Genomic DNA, 19809 nt, shown 5'->3' with positions numbered 1-19809 from the left:
AATTTTTCATTTTGCGTTTATACGATACCCTCAACCCAGAAACCCAAAGTATTCGATTCATGGAAATAAATATCAGAAAGGATTCCCGATCAGCGGCCACCAGGAAGAAACCTGTGGATATAAGCGGGTTGATGTATGGCAAGGTACCGCCTCAGGCACCCGATCTGGAGGAAGCGGTGCTGGGGGCTATTATGCTGGAAAAAACGGCCTACGAAACCGCTCTTGAAATTTTGAAACCGGAATGTTTCTATGTAGAGGCTCATCAGCGCATCTTTGCAGCTATCCGCAGGCTGGCCGACAAGTCGCTGCCGGTAGATATTCTCACCGTGGTGGAGGAATTGCGTAAGACGGGCGAGCTGGAGCTGGTAGGTGGGGCATACTATGTAACCAAGCTAACCCATGCTGTTGTATCGGCAGCCAATATTGAAGCGCATGCCCGCATCATCCTGCAGAAATTTATCCAGCGGGAACTGATCCGGATTTCCGGCGAAATCATTACCGAAGCCTACGAAGAGGGTACGGATATTTTTGATCTGCTGGACGATGCCGAAACCAAATTGTTTGAGATTACCGACAACCACCTACGGCAGAATTTTTCGCCCATTGATTCACTGGTCGTGCGGGCCATCAAGCGGATAGAAGAATTGCGCAACCGGTCCGACAACATGACTGGCGTGCCTTCAGGTTTTAAGGCGCTGGATGCCATTACATACGGGTGGCAAAAATCTGATCTGATTATTCTGGCGGCCAGGCCCTCGGTTGGGAAAACGGCTTTTGCCCTGAATCTGGCCCGCAATGCAGCCCTGCATCCCAGCCAGCCTGTGCCGGTGGCTGTGTTTTCAATGGAAATGTCGGCCGAGCAGATTGTGCAGCGTTTTCTGGCCATGGAAACCGAAATTTCGCTGGAAAACATCTCCCGCGGCAAATTGGCTGATTATGAATTCAACCAGCTCAGCCATGGAGTATCCAAATTGGCCAAGGCCCCTATTTTCATTGACGATACACCCGCGCTGAATATTTTTGAACTACGGGCCAAATGCCGGCGGCTCAAGGGCAAACACAATATCGGGCTGGTGGTGATTGACTATCTGCAGCTCATGAGCAGCAACCATGAAAACCGGAATGTTAACCGTGAGCAAGAAATCAGCAAAATTTCACGTGATCTGAAATCGCTGGCCAAAGAGCTGGAAATCCCCATCATTGCTCTTTCACAGTTGAGCCGTGAGGTAGAAAAACGCAAGGAGACCAACAAAATGCCCCAGCTCAGCGACCTGCGCGAATCGGGCGCCATTGAACAGGACGCCGACCTGGTGCTTTTCCTGTATCGTCCGGAATATTATGACATTACCACCAACGAATTTGGAGAGTCCACCGAGGGTGAAACCTATGTGCGTATTGCCAAACATCGCAATGGCCGGCTGGATACGATTAAACTGAAAATGCTGAAATCCATTCAGAAATTCATTGAGATAGAAGACCAGGGCTTTGCCACTTCTTTTGGTAAATCTTCATCCGGAACGTATCAGGAAAATGATGCGGCGCGTTTATACATCGAACGGCCTTCCCGGATGAACGACTATACCGACGATTCCGACGACGATGCACCATTTTAGCCATGGATCATCCCTATCCCGTTTACCAGCGTACAGATGGGCTGCCTTTATTTTATGCGGAATCCCTGCCTGATGGGGGTGGGGAAATCAGGCTTGATGCCCTCAGTTCCCGGCACTGCATTCAGGTTTTGCGCATGCAGCCGGGAGATGCAGTGCAGCTCACCGATGGGAGAGGGCTGAAAGCCAGGGCTGAACTTACAGCGGTGCATGCAGGTGGCCGAAAGGCATCCGCGCCAGTAGCCATTGTACGTATATCAACCATCACCCAACAACCTTACCCGCCCGATCACATCCTGGCCATAGCCCTGCCGCACCATGCTGGGCGAGCAGAATGGCTTATCGAAAAAGCCACTGAATTAGGTATCCGGCATATTGTCCCTCTGCTCACGGCTCGCTCGCCTCATGGAAGATGGAAGCCTGAACGTTACCGCCAGCTGATGATAGCGGCTATGCTTCAGTCATCGCAGTATTATTTACCGGAACTCCATGCGCCGACAGCATTTAGCGAATGGGTGCATACCTGCCATGCCACATGCCGGGCCATTGCCCATTGCGAGCCCACAGCCCGGATTCCGATATGGCAGCTTTCTTGCCAGCCGGGCAGCAAATGTGTGCTCATAGGCCCGGAAGGCGATTTTACACCCGAAGAAATTGAAATAGCGCGGCAGGCAGGCTGGCAAGAGGTTTCACAGGGTTATACCCGGCTTCGCACAGAAACAGCAGCTATCGTGGCTTGTGTGTGGATGCAGGCTTCGGCCTTCAGTTCAGCTTAAGGGGGGCAATCATCTGGAATTCGGGAATCTTTACTTCAAAAACCCGCTTGGTCATCAGGTTTTCCATGAGGTAGGTGCCATACATTTTACCCATTTCCGTACGCAGGTTGCAACCAGACACATATTGGTAACGCTCACCCGCAGCAATAATCGGCTGCATGCCCACCACACCTTCACCTTCAATCTCACGTTTCAAGCCATTGGCATCTACCACATACCAATGCCGGCGCAACAGTTTTATGGGAAATACATTTTCGTTTTCAATGGTAATACGGTAGGCAAACATAAATTCATGACCCAAAGGATTGGAATAATCAGGTTGGAAAAAAGTTTCTACGCTGATGGTAATGCCTTCCGTGACCTTTTTCATTGTAGGTTGATTTGTGTAAAGATAAATATTTTATGATACTATCCTGTAAAATTTACAAGAACTCTGTCATGCAAAAGGGTTGACCCCTCCGGACAGTTCTATATCCGGCGATCAACCCTACCTGATGCAACAACCCTACTGCTTCCATTCCTTTGCAGCTCCTTTGGCAAGCGTAAAGGTTCGCGTAACATTAAAGCCCCATCGGAATTGCCCTTTCGTCCAAGACGTGGTGGTATTTGGAATAAATTGATTTTCCAGGATGGAAGTCGCGTTGGTGAATTCAATATGAAACACGTGCCCACCGGTTTCCACTTCCCAGCCGATACCAATTGGAGGATAAAAATGCTGGTTGAATTGTTGTTTGTAGTAGTTCCGGGAAGCTGTGCTCCGGAAGGGCTGCACATAATCGGCTATGATGGCCATGCGCTTGTTGATTTTTAACCGAAATCCAGCACCCAGGGCAAACATCTGATGTGGGTCCTGCGGTGCGGTGAGGGCCCGGTACAGATAGGTAGGAATCAATTCTGCAGAGAAGCTTTCGGAAAATTTGCGGGCGAGCAGCAGTTGCAGGCTTCCACTCCACCGGTCTCCGAAATGCTGAAAATCAATATTGGACTGAGGAATGGGCAGGCGCTGGGCGGCGCTGAAAATCCCTCTGGCAAACAAATCCAGGGAAACCGGTATATGCCCGTCGCCGGTTTGATCGAGCAACCGGTATTTTCCGGTGAGATAAAACAATTGAGTCTGAAATTCAGAAACACCGTTCGGGGCTCCTTTGTCACGCCCTATGCCGGCAGTAAACCGATCATTGAAACCATACTCAAATCCAATTAACACATCGCTGATGGCATCCATGCCAAAAAAAGTTTTACCCCCACCGTTGCTTCCTGCAAAATCACCAAAACGATGACTTACGATGAACAGCAAATCATGGGCATGCAGGGTTTTGGTGGTTTGCAGATTTACCAGCGTAGTGCCTTTGAATGTGGCCATTACCGGCAGATGAGAAGCTGTGCTATCGGCAAAAAGCTGGCTCAAATCCTGCTGTGCCCGGCCAGCATGCGGGAAAAGCAACAAACCCGCCATCATTGTCACATAGAGTCTTTTCATGTGTCCGTTTGTAGATAAGTATCGGATCGTCTGCAATTGAAGTTGCCAGCAGGCAAGACAAAAAGCAAAAATTGTTGTCTTCTTTTAGTTTTTTATGCAAACGGCAGACAAGCTACAGAAGCCTGTTTTCAAACAGAATTGTGAAGACGAATAAGTTTATTCCCAAGCAAACCTGCTTTTTGAGGCCCCCTTTATGCGCCAGGATTTGCTGATGAGGAGTTATCAACCTGATACACGGCATCTACGGTTACCTGTACCTGTTCGGCAATATCTTTCATCAACAACCGGGGAATCTGAATATGATGATCGGCCAGTTTCACATTGAATACAGCATGTCCGCTCACCTGTTTGTTTTTTACACTGAGCGTAGCCGGTACCGTATAGTTTTTGCTTACACCATGAATGGTCAATATGCCCTGCACCTGCACGGGGTAATTGCCATCTTTACTAAGATCGGGCATTTGCACCACATTGCCCTTGAATTCGGCATAAGGATACCGGTCGCTTTCCATGAAATCTTCATTGAAATGTTCCTGCATCAAACTTCTCCGGAAAGTAAAACTGCGAATCATGACTTTGAAGTACAAACTGCCGGTTGCACTGTTGAACGCAGAAACAGCCTGATCGGTTTCGGCCCGGATATCTTCGATGGGCGCAGGCGAATAAAAGGAAATATGGGCATTGCGGCAGATTAGAATATCAGAGGTGGGTTTGGTGGCTGCAAATTCATGGGGATACAGGGGAGAGAAACCCAGCAGCAATCCCCAACCCAGACAAAAGACATTGTGAAACAGAGACATCATGTGAAACGGTTTTGCAAATTAAACGGTATTGACACCCAATCAGGTTGGCATGTGCGCCTAATTTTTTGTTAAGGTTAAAAATGGTAATGGACGGAAAGCCAGATACCAAAGCTTTGCAGTTTTACCTGGCCATAGCCTATACCCGAGAGGGGTAGTTTGAGATAAGGCTCAGCCTGCAGAGAAAATCGGGAGTCGATGGATTGTTCAAATCCGGCGGAAAGATTGCCAACAGCAAAATAATGAGTATTGACGTTCTCAAGGGTAACATGCCAGGGATAACCGGGCACATAGCGTTTGTAGGTATAGCGGTAGTCTTCTTTTCGCATGAAATAGGAGGATACGCCTGCACCCAGAAATATCCGTTGCCGCGGCGTTGAAAATATGTCCCATTGTAGGTTGAGTGGTACGTCGGTGATTTTGCAGGCTGCCTGGATAGCTTTGATATTTTCTCTTTCATTGGGCGTGAGCGGCATGTGATAGTTTTCTATCGTGCCATTGTAGTCAGCCTGGCTCAAGATCATTCCCGTTTCCAGATGCAGGCGGGGTATAAGTTGCAGGCCAAGCATCCATCCGGCAGCAAACGAAGAATATCTGGCCGATGCCTCGGGCAGTTTTGCCCAGGAGGGGCCGGTCAAGATTCCGAATGTCCATCGGTAGGGGGGTAGTCGTCTGAAGTCGGCAGGCTGCAGGTGGATGGTTTGTTGCACGGGCGTATGGATTTGCGGGGGAGCTGAAGTCGGCAATAAGGGTAGATCCAGAGCAAATGAAGGGGCAGCCTGTGCAGAGTCCGTTTCAGGTTGAGGGAGAGATGGTGGGATTTGTTCGGTTTTTGTAGCCATGCTTTGAAGCTCATTACGCCGGCTGTCAGAAAATTGGGTTTGAGAAGACACACGTGTGTGGCCCGGGGCGCCAGGTGCGCCGGTGGTTTGGAATACGGGCAAAGAAGCAGTTTTCCTGGCATTGCTTACAGGTTGCTGGGAAGCTGGCGAAGACGAAGGAATATTGGGCCGGGAAACAACGGCAGATGGAGCAGGGGCTGGTAAGCCCATCGCGGTGTCGATGGATTGGCTGACAGAAGGATTGGCAGGCGACCCTACCTGAGGCTGAAGCCAGAGCTTCCAGGAAAGCCAGCCGGCAGCTGCGGCTGCAGTTATGCCTATCCAAAACAAGCGCCTCCGGCCAGGCCAGGAACGCTTCCGATTTACAGACTTGCCAGCCCATAAGGCTGGATCGAGCCGGCGCGCAATCTCCTGCCAGTTATCCGGAGGGACCTTTGGCTGGAAAGCAGCAGCTGCTTCCCGGAATAGCCTGTCCAGCTCATCATCGTTCATATCTGGAGTAAAGTTCTGCATATCTTGAGAGCAACATTTTTCGTAATTTTTCACGGGCTTTGGCAAGATTGGATTTGGATGTCCCAACCGAAATCCCCAGCTGGCGCGCAATTTCTTCATGCGAATAGCCATCAATCACAAACAGGTTAAACACCATCCTGTAAGCAGGTGAAAGCATCTGCACCATTTTCATCAGTTCTTCGTGGCTAAGCTTATCCAGCGGGGTGGCTTGGGGATCGGCCTTATACAGCACTGCATGATCTACCTCTTCATGCTGGTGTTTTCGGTTGGCCCGGAAATAATCGATGGCCGTATAAATCATGATTTTTTTAATCCAGCTTTTGAAACTTACCACTAGGTGCTGATGCTGTTTCTCAGGCCGAAACTGATGCAAATGCGTAAAAACCTTTACAAAGCCATCGTTCATCACCTGCCGGGCTTCATCTTCCTGATGGGCGTACCGCAAACAAATAGCCATTGCATATCTGCAAAAATGTTCATACAGTTGCTGCTGACTGGCAGATATGCCCTTCCTGCATCCTTCCAGCAGGGAAGCAAGTTGTTCATCCGTAAGCGGCACCAGGTTGTTGCTTTGCTCTTCCACAAGTCGAAAGAAATGCCTGAAAGGTTGCGTTTGCCTTTTAAAATTACAAAAAGGCAGAAGCATGATTACCGGGCATAATCCTGCCTTTCAGGAATGGCCAACGGCTGCCATTACTTCCTGTGCATGACGAGCTGTATTAGGCTTTCGGATGATTTTTTCAATAATGCCATCTTCGTTGATGATGAAAGTGGTGCGGGTGGTACCTAAAAACGATTTTCCCATGAATTTTTTCTGCCCATAGACACCGTAGGCCTGCACAATTTGTTTGTCGGTATCGGCAATCAGGGTAAAGGGCAGCCGGTATTTTTCTTCAAACTTCTGATGGCTTTTCACCGAATCGGTGCTTACCCCGATTACTTCCAGTCCCAGTTGCCGAAGCTGGTCATAATGATCACGCAGACTGCAGGCCTGTGCGGTACAACCGGGTGTATTATCTTTCGGATAAAAATACAACACCACCTTTTTGCCCCTGTAATCAGACAATTTCACGGTGCGGCCGTGTTGATCAATTCCGGTAAAATCCGGCGCTTTATCGCCTTCCTGCAAAGCAGCCATGGTATGAAATTTTAAGGTTAACGAATAAAATGCAGTTCATAGGTGCGGGTATTGCCCACACGATCACTTACCGTAAGGATAAGCGTATGTTTGCCGGGTGGACAATGCTCATCAAAAGTATAATAAATCGTGTTTTTAAATTGTCCCATCAGCAGCCATTTTCCGTCCAGTTCTGCTCGGTAGCTGGCTATTCCGCTCAGATTGTCGGTTACCCGAAAACGAATTTCCCGTGCATCTGTAAGCCGGATGCCCGGATATAGCCGGGTGATGGGTTGAATCAACGGCGCCACGGTATCAGCCTTTACCTCAAATTTTCCAAATCCGCTGAAGCGACCCGCCAGCCACCCGCCAGATGTCCATTGTGCTACACTCAGCTCCTCCTGGCGGGGTGCTGTACGAATAATAACCAATTTGTTACGCAAAGGTTCAGGAATATCTGGCAGAGGTTTGAGATAAAGGGTGAAATGGGTTTTCAGCGGGATGGTAGCCGGGAAAAGATGATAGATGGGGGCGAGCAAATGTGGGCTTTGGGTAGCCTCAATGGTATAACGGAAGCAAATGCCGTCGTATAAGGCGTCGGACGGCAGGTCAAAAGAAAGATTGGGCTCATCTACAATGTTGAGTTGTCCGGGCTGCATGGCCGAAGAGCAGCTGTCAGCCGAACGGTTATGTACACCGGCTCCGGGTGCTTGTTTCAAGGTCAGGTGGACGATCCGGCTGTTTCCACTAACGTCTATCACTTCGATGGTCAAATGATGAGGCTTCCCGTCGCTGATATCAACAGCGCCCTGAGGGGCATAAAGCTGGTAAACAGGCAGGCGGTTGCCCGGCAACGGGAAAAACAGCTGATAAGCCCGGCCATCTTCCAGCCAGGTTTGATAGTCCATATGTGCATTCACATCCCGGGTCAGGTCAAACGGAATGCTATCGAGCCGGAAAGATGCTACTGGCTGGCCGTTGTCGTAAAGCCTGGCCTCATAAATACCGAAAGTGTTGGATGTGCCGTTTTGATGGTCCACCACCTGTACACCCACGCCGATATGGCTGGCCTTGACCCATACTTCTGAAGGCTGGGTCGTCCACCGCCCCTGCACCGCATGTACGGTCAGCTGAAGTGGATGCTGCAGGTAAATGCTCTGATCACGGTCATAAATGGCAACCCGGTACACGGTTGGCGGAATATGATCCTCGATGGGCAGGCCAAATAATTGGGTATTGAGCGGCGTTTGTGTGGAGGTATGGCGGATTTCAAAATGCAGATGCGGTCCAACGGCAGCACCTGTATTGCCGCTCCAGGCAATCAGTTGCCCCTGGCGTACGGGAAACTGGTCAGGATTAAGCTGCAGATCAATAGCCCAGCTTTGTTGCCGGTACTGCTGCTGTTTCACGTAAGCAGCCAGTTCGGGCATGAATCGTTCCAGATGCCCATAGACCGTGGTATAGCCATTGGGATGCTGGATGTATATCACATGACCATATCCGCTGTTGGAAACGGCTACCCGGCTGATGAAGCCATCGGCAGCCGCATATACCGGAAGGCCGGTGCGGCCTTGCGTCTTGATATCCAGTCCGGCGTGAAAATGATCGGGGCGCAATTCCCCGTAATTACCCGCCAGCAGGAGAGGAATGTGTAAAGGCGAGACAAATGCATGCGAGGATGGTGATTTTGTGGCTGGCTGAGCCGAGGCCAGGATGGCAGTCGCCATGAGTCCGGAAATCAAAACAGGCAGCTTACATAGTTGCATAGACGTAAAAATACGGGAGGCACCTACATTTGTAAAAAATCCAGAGCAGCTGTAAAAAATCTTTAACAAGTTATTAGTCGTCGGGCGCCTGAACTCCCGTATTTTCGTTCTACAAGCCATATGCCCATGTCAGTGAAGCTTACCCATGTAAGTCGGTACTACGGAGCCCAGGCAGCTGTGGATGATATCAGTTTTGACATTCATCCCGGCGAAGTGGTAGGCTTTCTGGGTCCCAACGGAGCGGGAAAGACTACTACCATGCGCATGATTACCGCCTATCTGAAGCCTGATTCCGGAAAGATTGAAGTATGCGGTCATGATGTGGTGCGCGATTCTTTGGCAGTGAAACGTATCACCGGATATCTGCCGGAGCAGAATCCGCTCTATCCGGATCTTTACGTACGAGAATACCTGCGGTGGATGGCCGATATTCATCATCTGGGTAAACGAGGTAGGCAAAGGGTGGAAGAAGTGATTGGCCTGACGGGCCTGGGAAAAGAAAGCCATAAAAAAATCGGCATGTTGTCAAAAGGATACCGGCAGCGGGTAGGTCTGGCGCAGGCCTTGCTGCACGATCCTGAGGTATTGATTCTGGATGAACCCACTTCAGGTCTGGACCCCAATCAGATTGTAGATATCCGGCAGCTAATCCGCGAATTGGGCCGGCAAAAAACCGTGATTTTGTCAACCCATATCCTGCAGGAGGTAGAGGCTATGTGCCAGCGGGTTATCATCATCCATCGTGGCAAAATCGTGGCCGACGGGGACATTGAAGCGCTCAGGCAACAGGCAATAGCCCAGCAGGTGCTGGAGGTGGAATGGGCCGAAACGCTGGCCGAAGACTGGTGGCAGGATGTACCGGGCATACAGCAGGCCCGCGCCCACACCCCCCACCAATGGCAGCTTATTGCAGCAGATGCCGAAGAACTCAAAAAAAATCTTTTCCGCTATGCTTTGCAAAATAATCTGAATATCATTTCTTTGCAAACCCAGATGCGATCGCTGGAAGAAGTGTTTCGCCAGCTTACCCAGATTTGATATTTATTAATCAAAATTTTGATACACAATGAGTGCCATTGTTTCCATCCATGCCCGTCAGATTCTGGATAGCAGAGGAAATCCAACCGTAGAAGCCGAAGTGTTTACCGAAGACGATGGATATGGCGTGGCTGCCGTGCCTTCGGGAGCCTCCACCGGCGTACACGAAGCGATAGAACTCAGAGACAACGATAAACAGAAATACGGAGGGAAAGGTGTGGAGAAGGCTGTGCAGCATGTCAATGAAACCATTCAGGAAGCATTAGTAGGATGGGAAGTTACCGATCAGGAAGGTATTGACCAGACGATGATTGAACTCGATGGCACAGAAAACAAATCGAAGCTGGGAGCCAATGCCATGCTGGCTGTGAGCCTGGCTGTGGCCAAGGCAGCTGCTTCCGAGCTGGGCATGCCGCTGTATCGCTATGCGGGAGGCGTAAGAGCCAGCCTGCTGCCCGTGCCATTGATGAACATCCTCAACGGAGGCGTGCATGCCGATAATAAAATCGACTTTCAGGAATTTATGATTGCGCCCCATGGCGCCCCCAGCTTTAGTGAGGCTTTGCGTTGGGGAGTGGAAATTTTCCATAGCCTCAAAAAAGTATTGAAACAAAAGGGATATTCTACCAACGTGGGCGATGAAGGCGGATTTGCTCCCAATTTGCAGCACAACGAAGAGGCTATTGAGCTGGTGCTGGGCGCCATTGAAGCTGCCGGCTACCGGCCAGGCAGCCAGGTAGCCATTGCCCTTGACCCCGCTGCCAGTGAAATGTATGTGCCTGAAGAAAAGAAATATCGTTTTTATAAATCCGATGGTCGGATGCTCACCCCGGCCGAGATGGTAGAATTCTGGGCTTCGTGGGTTGAAAAATATCCCATTGTATCCCTGGAAGATGGCATGGCAGAAGATGATTGGGAAGGCTGGCAATTGCTTACTCAGCGGCTGGGCAATCGCATCCAGCTCGTGGGAGATGACCTGTTTGTAACCAATGTAAAGCGACTGGAACGGGGCATTGCCCAGGGTGTGGGCAACAGCATCCTGATCAAGGTAAACCAGATCGGCACCCTTACGGAAACCATTGCCTGTGTGCAGATGGCACAACATCATGGCTATACCACCATCATGAGCCATCGTTCCGGCGAAACAGAAGATACAACTATTGCCGACCTGGCCGTGGCACTGGGATGCGGGCAGATTAAAACCGGTTCAGCTTCCCGTACCGACAGGATTGCCAAGTACAACCAGCTGCTGCGCATTGAAGAAGCCTTGGGCGATCAGGCACGTTTTCCCCAAAATCTTTTTAAATTACCATAGTTTTGCTTGCTTCAGCATTTCATAATTACGGGTCATGAAGCGTTTTCCTGCCTGGATCCAAAACAAATACGTATTCACAGCCCTGGTTTTTGGGCTGTGGATGCTGTTTTTTGATCACGATGACCTGATTACCCAATGGCATCTGAGCCATCAGATCCGGGAGCTGGAGCAGAAAAAAAACTTCTATCAACAGCAGATCGAACAGGCCGAACAGCAGAAAGCTGCCCTGCAGCACAATCCGGTTCAGCTGTTGCAGTTTGCCCGAACCCGTTATTACTTCAAGCCTCCACAGGCTGATTTGTACAACATTACATTTGAAAAAAACCATTGATACTGACAATAATTTGAGGTGCCCATCGTTTAATATTCGATTAACATGGAAAAGATGGTTTCACCTCAAATTTCCGGTTCATGGCCAATTTTACTCCTGAAGAAAAATTTTCTCCGGATGGCGGAGAGCGACAGTCTTCTATCGAAGAAACCATTCGCAGCCTCGGACTCACAGGTGAAGAGGCAGAAGCAGCCCGCCAGATTCTGGAGCAGTTAGATCAGTTGCAAATCCCGCCCGATCCGGCCACTATTCGCGCCATTCTGCTGCATGCAGCCCTGAAGAAAAATGGTTCCCTTTCTGAACGCATCCAGGGAAAATAATTTTCATCTACCACCAGTTTGGTAATCCCTTCGTATTTACCTGTTCGCAACAAGTGCGGCCATGCCGTATTTTTGTCCAGCATGAAAGCAAAAGAAAAAGCGGACTTTCTGGTCAGTTATTTTGAACAACACCTGCCCGATGCCCAAACTGAATTGCATTATGCCAATCCTTATCAGCTCCTGGTGGCTGTGATGCTGTCGGCCCAATGTACCGATAAACGGGTAAATCAGGTAACGCCCGCCTTTTTTCAAACATTTCCCGATGTATATGCGCTGGCCAATGCTACGTTTGAGGAAGTGTTCCCATTGATCAAAAGCATCAGTTATCCCAATAGCAAGACGCGGCATCTGATAGCTGCTGCACAGGCCATCGTACAACAGCACCAGGGTGAAATTCCACGTGATGTGGAATCGCTGATGCAATTGCCCGGTGTGGGGCGAAAGACAGCCAATGTACTCACGGCTGTGTTGTATGAACAACCCAATATGCCGGTTGATACGCATGTGTTCCGGGTATCGCACCGGCTGGGACTGGTTCCCGCTTCTGCCCGTACACCTCTGAAGGTAGAACAGCGGCTGGTGAAATTATTCCCGCCCGATAAAATTCATAAAGCCCATCACTGGCTCATTTTGCACGGGCGTTATGTGTGCACAGCCCGCAACCCCAAATGCGAGATCTGTGGCCTGAAAGCAATCTGTAACTATTACCAGCGCATGGAACGAAAGAAAGCGGCTTCTCCGGCCCAGGCATCATCCGAAAAAAAGAAAAAACGGAATACCTCTTCTTAACGCGGGGTTGTAGGCAGCCAGTTATTGCTGATTAGCCAGTTGCGCAGCCTGTCCATCCATTGATCGGGAGTAGCGGGGTTATGCATACCGAAGCCATGGGGCCCCTTTTCATACAGGTGCATTTCAACCGGCACCCCATGTTGGTGCAAAGCAAGGTACATGGCCACGCTATTGCCCACCTTTACTCCCGGATCAGCGCTGGATTGCATGATAAAAGCCGGAGGTGTTTGCGACGTCACCTGCATCTCGGCCGAGAAGGCATGAATTTGTTCCGGAGTAGGATGTTCGCCCAGCAGGTGCGTGCGGGAGCCCATGTGCGTTAGGCTATCCGTCATGCTGATTACCGGGTAACACAAAATCATGAAATCGGGCCGCAGGGAAATATGAGATGGGTTATCGATAAAATTTTCCTCGAAACGGGTGCCCGCCATAGCTGCCAGATGCCCACCCGCAGAAAAGCCCATGATGCCAATCTGATGGGGATTGATATGCCATGCTGCTGCATGTTCGCTCACGAGCTGGATAGCCCGTTGGGCATCCTGAAGCGGGCCGATGGATTTGTTTATCATGATCCGGTCGTCCGGCAATCGGTATTTCAGCACAAAGGCTGCAATGCCCCATTGCTGCAGGGTTTGCGCCACATCGTATCCTTCGTGTTTGATTGCCAGGATGCTGTATCCGCCGCCCGGGCAGATGATGATAGCCGTGCCTGTAGCCCGCGCAGGATCCGGCAAATAGGCAGTCAGGGTGGGCCGGGTAACCCCGCTGATCCGCACGATGCCATGGGCATCAGTGGCAGAAACCTCGTGTACGGCCGTATCGGACTTTGCATTCGGAATGGGACCGTCATACAGCGGTATTACCTGCTGAGCCCGGATTGAAAAGGTCATACTCATGAAAACAACCAGAGCCGGAATGGATTTTTGCATGGCTTCTCTGAAAGACATCATGCCTGCAAGTATACAACAATCCGTTCGGAATGGATTATAAAATTGATCGGGGATTGGAGGATATGGTTAAGCAGCCGCTTTAACCCGGGTTATAGAGGAATACAAAAACGCCTGCCCATGGCAGGCAGGCGTAAAAGCACAAACGGAACTCGTTTTACATGCTCCCACCCGAGGCTTTCACATTGTCCACAACCAGTGCCTGCACGCCACCTCTGTTTTCCACCGTGCCAGTAATTTCTACCTGGTCAGCGGCATGATTACGGGCTTCTTCATAAGGTGCGCTCTTGTCGTGGTTTTCGACCAGCAGGTACACTTTACCGTCGCTGGTGAGCAATCCGGCAGGAGCTCCTCCTTTCAAACACATTCTGGCGCAGCTGGCATGTCCGGCACCATGGGCACCCTTGGCCATGTAACAATTCATGTCAAGTACTTCGCCTTTTACGGTTACGGTCTTTTGTGCAGAGGCGGAGAGAGCCAGAAAGCTGAAGCAGGCTATCATCAATCCGCCAAGCATGTGTTTTTTCGTCATCATAGGTCTTGTATTTAAGAGTGAACAAATACGTAAGGGTTGTTTAAAGTTACCATCTTTCCTGAGTCTAATCAATTTGTGTAGAAGAAAATACGAAAATCTTAACAGCCTGGTTTGCATGAAACTCATTTTACTAAAAAATTTAGTAATTTGGTTTTGCAAATGAAACCGTTATGAACCGAAATACCGTTCATGCAAGGCCTGATCAGGGATATGTGATGTTTGTGGATATGAATAGCTTTTTTGCTAGTTGTGAGCAGCAGATGAACTATTATTTGAGAGGGCGTCCGGTAGGAGTATGTGTATACACGGGCGAGAACGGATGTGTGATTGCTCCTTCTATTGAAGCCAGGCAGCGTGGCGTGAAAACGGGTATGCGGCTACGGGAGGCTATTCGGTTATGCCCGGAGCTGGTACCGCTGGAATCCCGGCCTGAGCGGTATCGCGAATTTCATGTTCGCATCATAGAAGTGCTCAGGCGTTATGCGCAGGAAGTGATTCCCAAAAGCATTGATGAGGCGGTGATTGACCTTCGGAGTTACAAACGGGTGTATCCGGATCTGATGGCATTGGCCAGGCAGATCAAGACCGATATCCGCGAGCAGGTAGGTGAATGGCTGCGGTGTTCCATTGGCATTGCGCCCAATGCTTTTCTGGCTAAATTGGGAACCGAGTTGCAAAAGCCCGATGGGCTGGTAATGATTACTCCGGAAAACATTGATCAGATACTGGCAGGACTTTCTTTGACCGATCTACCTGGGATTGCTGAACGAATGGCTCAGCGACTGAAAAAGGGGGGTATTCATACGCCGTTGGAATTGCGCCATGCTTCTCCCCATCATTTGCGCCAGGTTTGCCAGAGCATTGTGGGGTTGCATTGGCATTACCGCCTCAATTTTGCGGAGGTGGATATCATGGATCATCCCTATAAAACCATGCAGGCCATGCGGCAGATTTCAGCTGCCCAGCGGCAGCGGGTAGAATCACTTCATGATCTGTTGGTAGCTTTATGCATGACGCTGGAGCGTCGCATGGTCAACCAACGCGTCTGTTGCCGGGAAGTGACCGTACAGTTCACCTACACCTATACACGCCAGTGGCATCAGGTTATCCGCTTGCCCCAACCCGTACAGGAAGGCACATGGTTGCTGCAGGCCATCCGCCAGCGGATGGAGCATTTTGTGCGTATCCACCACTGCGAGCCGCTGATCAACGATCAGCTTACAGCCATGGGCATCTCAGTATCGGATTTTGTGCCGGAAGAGCTGGTGCCTCTAAGTTTGTTTGAAGAGCCAGTACGCCGGCAAAACCTGCTGCGCGCCGTGTATGATATCAAAGATCGCTTTGGCCCGGACAAGCTGATAAAAGCCGTGGAACTTTCCGATGCGCAGCCCATGAAAGATGCTATTGGCTTTGGCTCGGTGAAAGATCTCCATGCTCGTCAAACCTGAGACATGCTCATACCCGGATGTATATCCGGCGGCGATCCAGCCAGAGGCCAATAAGCCAGCAAATCAGCATATAGCTCAATGAATACAGAAGTCCACCCAAAGCTCCTGTTGCTATCTTCTGAAAAATGTGATCACTTACCCACTGCGGAAGATCATTGTCTCCTGCCGGAATCATCCACAAAACCGTAATCAGCAATTCGGAAACCAGATAAAGGAAAAGCGGATTTCTTCCAAAAACCAGAAAGAAATAAGTCAGCCGACGCATGCCTGGCCGATTCAGAGCGTCGGTTCGTACTTCCAGGATATACATCAGCATACCCAGGATGATCAAATCCAATCCTACCGTGTAAAGCACAAACGGACTGGTCCAAAGTTTTTTGGCGATAGGAAAACTCAGGTTCCAGAATAGGGCCACAAACACCAGCAGCGATCCCCAGATCATAAGCCGGGCAATGGTTTCGTATGATTTTCCATTTTCCTGGATGAATTTGCCGGCCAGGTATCCATATAACACATTCACGATGGCGGGTAGCGTACTGAGCACGCCTTCCGGATCGAAAGGAATGCCTTCTCCGTGATAGAGATGGTTATCGCCAAACAAAAACCTGTCGAGCCGCAATACTGCATTACCGGTCATGCTGAGGGGTGCGGCAGGATCGCCAAACAAATACAGCAAAGCCCAGTAGCCCAGCAACATGAGGACTGACAGGATGATGACAGCTCTCCTGGAAAGGTAGTAAACAATGATGGACCCGAAGAAATAACCCAGGGCAATACGTTGCAACACCCCCATGATCCGGGTATGGCTGAAAGGTTTCCAATAAAACTGCCCGCTGTCAGTAAAATCAAAAAAGGGAAACCAGTACATGAGGTATCCCAGCAAAAAGATAATAACCGTGCGTTTGATTACCTTTTGCCAGAAAACAGATGGTCCACGCTCGGCATATTTGGGCATGGAAAAACTCATGGCATTGCCCACGACAAACATGAAGGTGGGAAACACTAAATCCGTGGGCGTAAACCCAAACCAATGGGCATGTTCCAGTGGCGGATAGGCCTGCACACCAGGGGCACCTGTATTCACAATAATCATGAAACAAATGGTCATTCCCCGGAGCACGTCGAGCGACAGGAAACGTTTCTGCAAGGTGTTTGTCATGGGTAAAGGAGTTTTGGAAGATATCACTCAAATGCGAAAAGATAAAAGGTTTCCGTTTTTTTATCTCAGTCAAACGAATGCGCGATCGTTATCATTTGGTTAATCAGTTGATTACCTGTTCCATAGCGAGGCTTCTGGAGCCTTTTACCAGCACATGGGCACCGGTAATATGCTGCGACTTCCACCAGTTGCGCAAGGAAGCGGCATCAGGAAAATACAGATAAGGATGGGAGATACCGGCAAACTCTTCACCCGCCAAAGCTACCAGATGCCAGGGGTACTGGCTGATGAGCCGGATCAGCTCCCGATGTTCGCTTTCGGAAGCGGCTCCCAACTCCTTCATGGCTCCCAGCAGTAAAATTTTTTTTTCGGCATTCAGGGCAGCGAAATTTTCGATGGCGGCTTTCATACTCGATGGATTGGCATTGTATGCATCGAGGATATAGGTATTGCCATCTTTTTCCACCAGTTGCGAGCGATTATTTTGGGGCGTGTATTCCGCAATGCCGGCCTGGATCCGGGGAATGGGTACTCCCCAGTATAGGCCCACAGCTATGGCTGCCATGATGTTTTGAAAATTATATCGGCCAATGAGCTGAGTACGGATGAGCACCTCTTTCCCTTCCAGGCGTACCTGCAATTGCAGGAAAGGATCGGCCTGCACCACAGTACCACTGACGCGTGCCTCCGGAGATGCGCCGTAGGTAAATCGGTAGGGAATACCTTCGCTGAGGGTTATCAATTCCGTGTCGTCCTGGCAAACGAATGCTGTGCCACGGGTAATCCGGAGGTAGTCAAACAGTTCATTATAGGCTTTCTTTACCCCTTCTATGCTGCCAAATCCTTCCAGGTGGTCTTTCCCGATGTTGGTCACCAGGCCGTGGGTGGGGTTTACCATATCACAATACTGCATCATTTCGCCGATGTGGTTGGCTCCCATTTCAATGATGGCAATATTGGTTTCCGGTGGCATCGCCAGCAGGGTAAGCGGAATGCCAATATGGTTGTTCCAGTTGCCCGGGGTGGCGTAAGCCTGATAGGTAGTAGATAATACGGAACGGATCAGCTCTTTGGTAGTGGTTTTGCCGTTCGATCCGCCGATGGCCAGAAAAGGAATATTTTGCTGCATGCGATGGTGGCGGGCCAGCAGCTGCAGCGCCCGGAGAGTATCGGCTACCAGAAGGCAGCGATCGTTGAGTACGGCTTCAGGCCGGTCAACTACCACATAGCTTGCGCCCTTTTCCAGGGCAGCGGCTACAAACTCATGTCCATCATAGCGAGGACCTTTCAGGGCAAAAAAGATTTCGCCGGGCTGTAGTTTGCGGCTATCGGTCTGTGCGTGCGGGTGCTGGCGGTAGAATGCATATAGTTCAGGAATAGAGATCATGGATCGACATTTAGGGCGGGTTTGCAACAAAAATAAAGGCCTTTCCTAAACCGGGAAAGGCCTTTGAAAATGAAGTGAGTCAGGAGATTATCTTTTTTGCCGGGGTTGGCGGAAATAGTTGCCGGTGCGAAAGCCGTTGCCTTCCTGGCTGCCCACCCGATCCATGGCGCAGCGGAAGCCAACGGTGTTGCTGGCCATATTTTGCTGCATATACCGGCGGGTGCCCGGCGAAAGCCAGTAGGGCAAATCATTCCAGGAGCCGCCTTTGATAACCCGGGTTTCGTTGTTGATCAGCGAGGTGATCCCATAACCGTAGGTTACACCCGAGAGGGAGTCCCCATCCAGATAATCGCGTACGTCAGCCCGCTGGTAATTCAGGCGCTGGGCCGCAATGGAATCGGGTTCTACAATCTTTTTCAATCTTCCCAGGCTATCTTTTTCAAACTCACCCTGGGGATTGCGGTATACGTCCATAAACACATTTCCCCGGAAATAATTGAAACCATCGGCATCGAGCGGGGTGAGCTGGCGGTACACATCGGCTACCCATTCGCTGACGTTGCCAGCCATATTGTAAATGCCGAATGCATTCGGGTAAAACGATTTCACGGGCGCGGGGATAGATGCCCGGTCATTCAATCCGCCGGCAATACCCATGTTATCGCCGAGGCCACGCTTGAAGTTGGCCAGGAACTGACCTTCAAAATTTCCCCTGCGCTGATCGCGCAACCCGCTCGGGTTGATGGACCAGGGATAAATTTCGCGGTTCATGATCAGCTCTTCACCCCGTTTGCCCTCTTTGCGGGAGGGATTGGGATTTTCACCGATATAGGCCAGGGCTGCATATTCCCATTCTGCTTCCGTAGGGAGGCGATAATTGGGTAGCAAAATGCCGTCTTCAAATGTAATATTGCGGGGAGTACCATCCGGATTTCGGTAGGGCGATTTGCGGGAATTGGCCATTTTGCCGGGAGTACCTTCATAGAGGCCTGCCAGATAGGCTCCTGTAGTAAATACATTATCAGCCTGTTCGTTGTCAATATCCTGCATGGAAAGGATACCGGCGTCGATGAGCAATTTTTCATTAACCCGATCGCTGCGCCATTTGCAGAAGTCGGATGCCTGCTCCCAGGTTACACCTACAACGGGGTAATAGTTGTAGGCAGGATGCCGGAAATAATATTCCACCAAAGGCTCGTTATATGCCAGCTCGCTGCGCCACACCAGGGTATCGGGCAGGGCTTTCAGGTACACCTGCGGATAAGTTTGGCCGAATACCCGGTTCAGCCAGTACAGGTATTCCCGATAATGAACGTTGGCAACCTCCGTTTCATCAATATAAAACGAAGATACCGTCACGCGCCGGGGAATATTGTTCCATTGATACATCACATCCTGTTCGGTAGCGCCCATGGTAAACGTACCACCCTGTACGAACACCAGCCCGGGGCCGGTTTGCTGTTCCTTGTTTTTAGCTACATAGAATCCTCCCCATTTGGGATTGTTGTAATCCCAACCGGTAACGGCCGATTTCTCATATTTCTTTTTAAACAGACTGCAGGAGCTAAACATCAGAGCTGTTGCCGCTCCTGCACACATCCATAGGAAAACTGATCTTGTACGCATGGTTTTTCAC

The 19809-nt window shown here is 50.2% G+C and carries 20 protein-coding genes; 8 read left to right on the top strand and 12 right to left on the bottom strand.

Annotation, left to right across the window (positions count from 1 at the left end; all coding sequences use genetic code 11):
* Window positions 1–59 precede the first annotated feature (59 nt).
* Together dnaB and BM367_RS03585 are read left to right on the top strand one after the other, a co-directional pair.
* On the top strand, window positions 60–1613 hold the full coding sequence (gene dnaB / locus BM367_RS03590) for a replicative DNA helicase (RefSeq protein WP_092460894.1): 1554 nt from the start codon (window positions 60–62) through the stop codon (window positions 1611–1613).
* Between the two features lie 2 nt (window positions 1614–1615).
* Window positions 1616–2386, top strand: coding sequence for an RsmE family RNA methyltransferase (locus BM367_RS03585; RefSeq protein WP_092457834.1), 771 nt, complete (start codon window positions 1616–1618; stop codon window positions 2384–2386).
* On the opposite strand, the gene apaG is transcribed toward BM367_RS03585, so the two are convergent.
* The 7 genes from apaG to BM367_RS03550 all read right to left on the bottom strand — a co-directional run bounded on the left by apaG (window position 2373) and on the right by BM367_RS03550 (window position 8904).
* Window positions 2373–2756 (bottom strand): Co2+/Mg2+ efflux protein ApaG, encoded by a 384-nt coding sequence (gene apaG / locus BM367_RS03580; protein ID WP_092457830.1) that lies wholly within the window; start codon window positions 2754–2756, stop codon window positions 2373–2375. The two genes, BM367_RS03585 and apaG, sit on opposite strands and share 14 nt — an antisense overlap.
* A 135-nt stretch (window positions 2757–2891) precedes the next feature.
* Window positions 2892–3866, bottom strand: a complete 975-nt coding sequence (locus BM367_RS03575; protein WP_092457827.1) for a DUF5777 family beta-barrel protein — start codon at window positions 3864–3866, stop codon at window positions 2892–2894.
* A 191-nt stretch (window positions 3867–4057) separates the two neighbouring features.
* Entirely contained in the window at window positions 4058–4669 is a 612-nt protein-coding gene (locus BM367_RS03570) for a YceI family protein (protein WP_245759884.1), read from the bottom strand.
* Window positions 4670–4743: 74 nt separating this feature from the next.
* The gene (locus BM367_RS03565) at window positions 4744–6021 is read right to left on the bottom strand and encodes a hypothetical protein (RefSeq protein WP_143103936.1); all 1278 of its coding nucleotides are present in this window, start codon (window positions 6019–6021) and stop codon (window positions 4744–4746) included.
* Window positions 5990–6604 (bottom strand): RNA polymerase sigma factor, encoded by a 615-nt coding sequence (locus BM367_RS03560; RefSeq protein ID WP_222842562.1) that lies wholly within the window; start codon window positions 6602–6604, stop codon window positions 5990–5992. Before BM367_RS03560 ends, BM367_RS03565 begins: the two co-directional genes overlap by 32 nt.
* A gap of 87 nt (window positions 6605–6691) precedes the next feature.
* Complete coding sequence (gene bcp, locus BM367_RS03555; protein WP_092457815.1) at window positions 6692–7159, bottom strand: thioredoxin-dependent thiol peroxidase; 468 nt, start codon at window positions 7157–7159, stop codon at window positions 6692–6694.
* Between the two features lie 17 nt (window positions 7160–7176).
* Complete coding sequence (locus BM367_RS03550) at window positions 7177–8904, bottom strand: M23 family metallopeptidase (protein WP_177224092.1); 1728 nt, start codon at window positions 8902–8904, stop codon at window positions 7177–7179.
* A gap of 126 nt (window positions 8905–9030) precedes the next feature.
* Here BM367_RS03550 and gldA point away from each other — a divergent pair, with 126 nt between their 5' ends.
* The 5 genes from gldA to nth all read left to right on the top strand — a co-directional run bounded on the left by gldA (window position 9031) and on the right by nth (window position 12697).
* On the top strand, window positions 9031–9942 hold the full coding sequence (gene gldA / locus BM367_RS03545; protein ID WP_092460893.1) for a gliding motility-associated ABC transporter ATP-binding subunit GldA: 912 nt from the start codon (window positions 9031–9033) through the stop codon (window positions 9940–9942).
* A 28-nt stretch (window positions 9943–9970) separates the two neighbouring features.
* Window positions 9971–11257: a phosphopyruvate hydratase gene (gene eno / locus BM367_RS03540; RefSeq protein ID WP_092457810.1), complete on the top strand. Its 1287-nt coding sequence runs from the start codon at window positions 9971–9973 to the stop codon at window positions 11255–11257.
* Window positions 11258–11291: 34 nt separating this feature from the next.
* The gene (locus tag BM367_RS03535) at window positions 11292–11588 is read left to right on the top strand and encodes a hypothetical protein (RefSeq protein WP_092457807.1); all 297 of its coding nucleotides are present in this window, start codon (window positions 11292–11294) and stop codon (window positions 11586–11588) included.
* 80 nt (window positions 11589–11668) lie between these two features.
* Window positions 11669–11908 (top strand): hypothetical protein, encoded by a 240-nt coding sequence (locus tag BM367_RS03530; RefSeq protein ID WP_092457804.1) that lies wholly within the window; start codon window positions 11669–11671, stop codon window positions 11906–11908.
* 81 nt (window positions 11909–11989) lie between these two features.
* Window positions 11990–12697 carry an endonuclease III gene (gene nth, locus BM367_RS03525; RefSeq protein ID WP_092457801.1) on the top strand — a complete coding sequence of 236 codons (708 nt, stop codon included), beginning with the start codon at window positions 11990–11992 and terminating at the stop codon, window positions 12695–12697.
* Here nth and BM367_RS03520 read toward each other — a convergent pair.
* Together BM367_RS03520 and BM367_RS03515 are read right to left on the bottom strand one after the other, a co-directional pair.
* Window positions 12694–13647 (bottom strand): alpha/beta hydrolase, encoded by a 954-nt coding sequence (locus BM367_RS03520; RefSeq protein WP_245759883.1) that lies wholly within the window; start codon window positions 13645–13647, stop codon window positions 12694–12696. The two genes, nth and BM367_RS03520, sit on opposite strands and share 4 nt — an antisense overlap.
* A gap of 154 nt (window positions 13648–13801) precedes the next feature.
* The gene (locus BM367_RS03515) at window positions 13802–14179 is read right to left on the bottom strand and encodes a hypothetical protein (protein WP_143103935.1); all 378 of its coding nucleotides are present in this window, start codon (window positions 14177–14179) and stop codon (window positions 13802–13804) included.
* 170 nt (window positions 14180–14349) lie between these two features.
* On the opposite strand from BM367_RS03515, the gene BM367_RS03510 reads away from it, so the two are divergent.
* A complete protein-coding gene (locus BM367_RS03510) occupies window positions 14350–15627 on the top strand; it encodes a DNA polymerase Y family protein (protein WP_092457795.1) in 1278 nt (425 codons plus the stop codon).
* A 7-nt stretch (window positions 15628–15634) separates the two neighbouring features.
* On the opposite strand, the gene BM367_RS03505 is transcribed toward BM367_RS03510, so the two are convergent.
* The 3 genes from BM367_RS03505 to BM367_RS03495 form a co-directional block, all read right to left on the bottom strand.
* Window positions 15635–16786, bottom strand: coding sequence for an acyltransferase family protein (locus tag BM367_RS03505; protein ID WP_092457792.1), 1152 nt, complete (start codon window positions 16784–16786; stop codon window positions 15635–15637).
* Between the two features lie 103 nt (window positions 16787–16889).
* On the bottom strand, window positions 16890–18173 hold the full coding sequence (locus BM367_RS03500) for a UDP-N-acetylmuramoyl-tripeptide--D-alanyl-D-alanine ligase (protein WP_092457789.1): 1284 nt from the start codon (window positions 18171–18173) through the stop codon (window positions 16890–16892).
* A gap of 87 nt (window positions 18174–18260) precedes the next feature.
* On the bottom strand, window positions 18261–19799 hold the full coding sequence (locus tag BM367_RS03495) for an SUMF1/EgtB/PvdO family nonheme iron enzyme (protein ID WP_092457786.1): 1539 nt from the start codon (window positions 19797–19799) through the stop codon (window positions 18261–18263).
* Window positions 19800–19809: the final 10 nt, after the last annotated feature.

This window comes from Thermoflavifilum thermophilum, from assembly GCF_900116565.1.
In the GTDB taxonomy this organism is placed as follows: Bacteria; Bacteroidota; Bacteroidia; order Chitinophagales; family Chitinophagaceae; genus Thermoflavifilum; species Thermoflavifilum thermophilum.
This window is presented reverse-complemented; position numbering and strand designations above follow the sequence as displayed.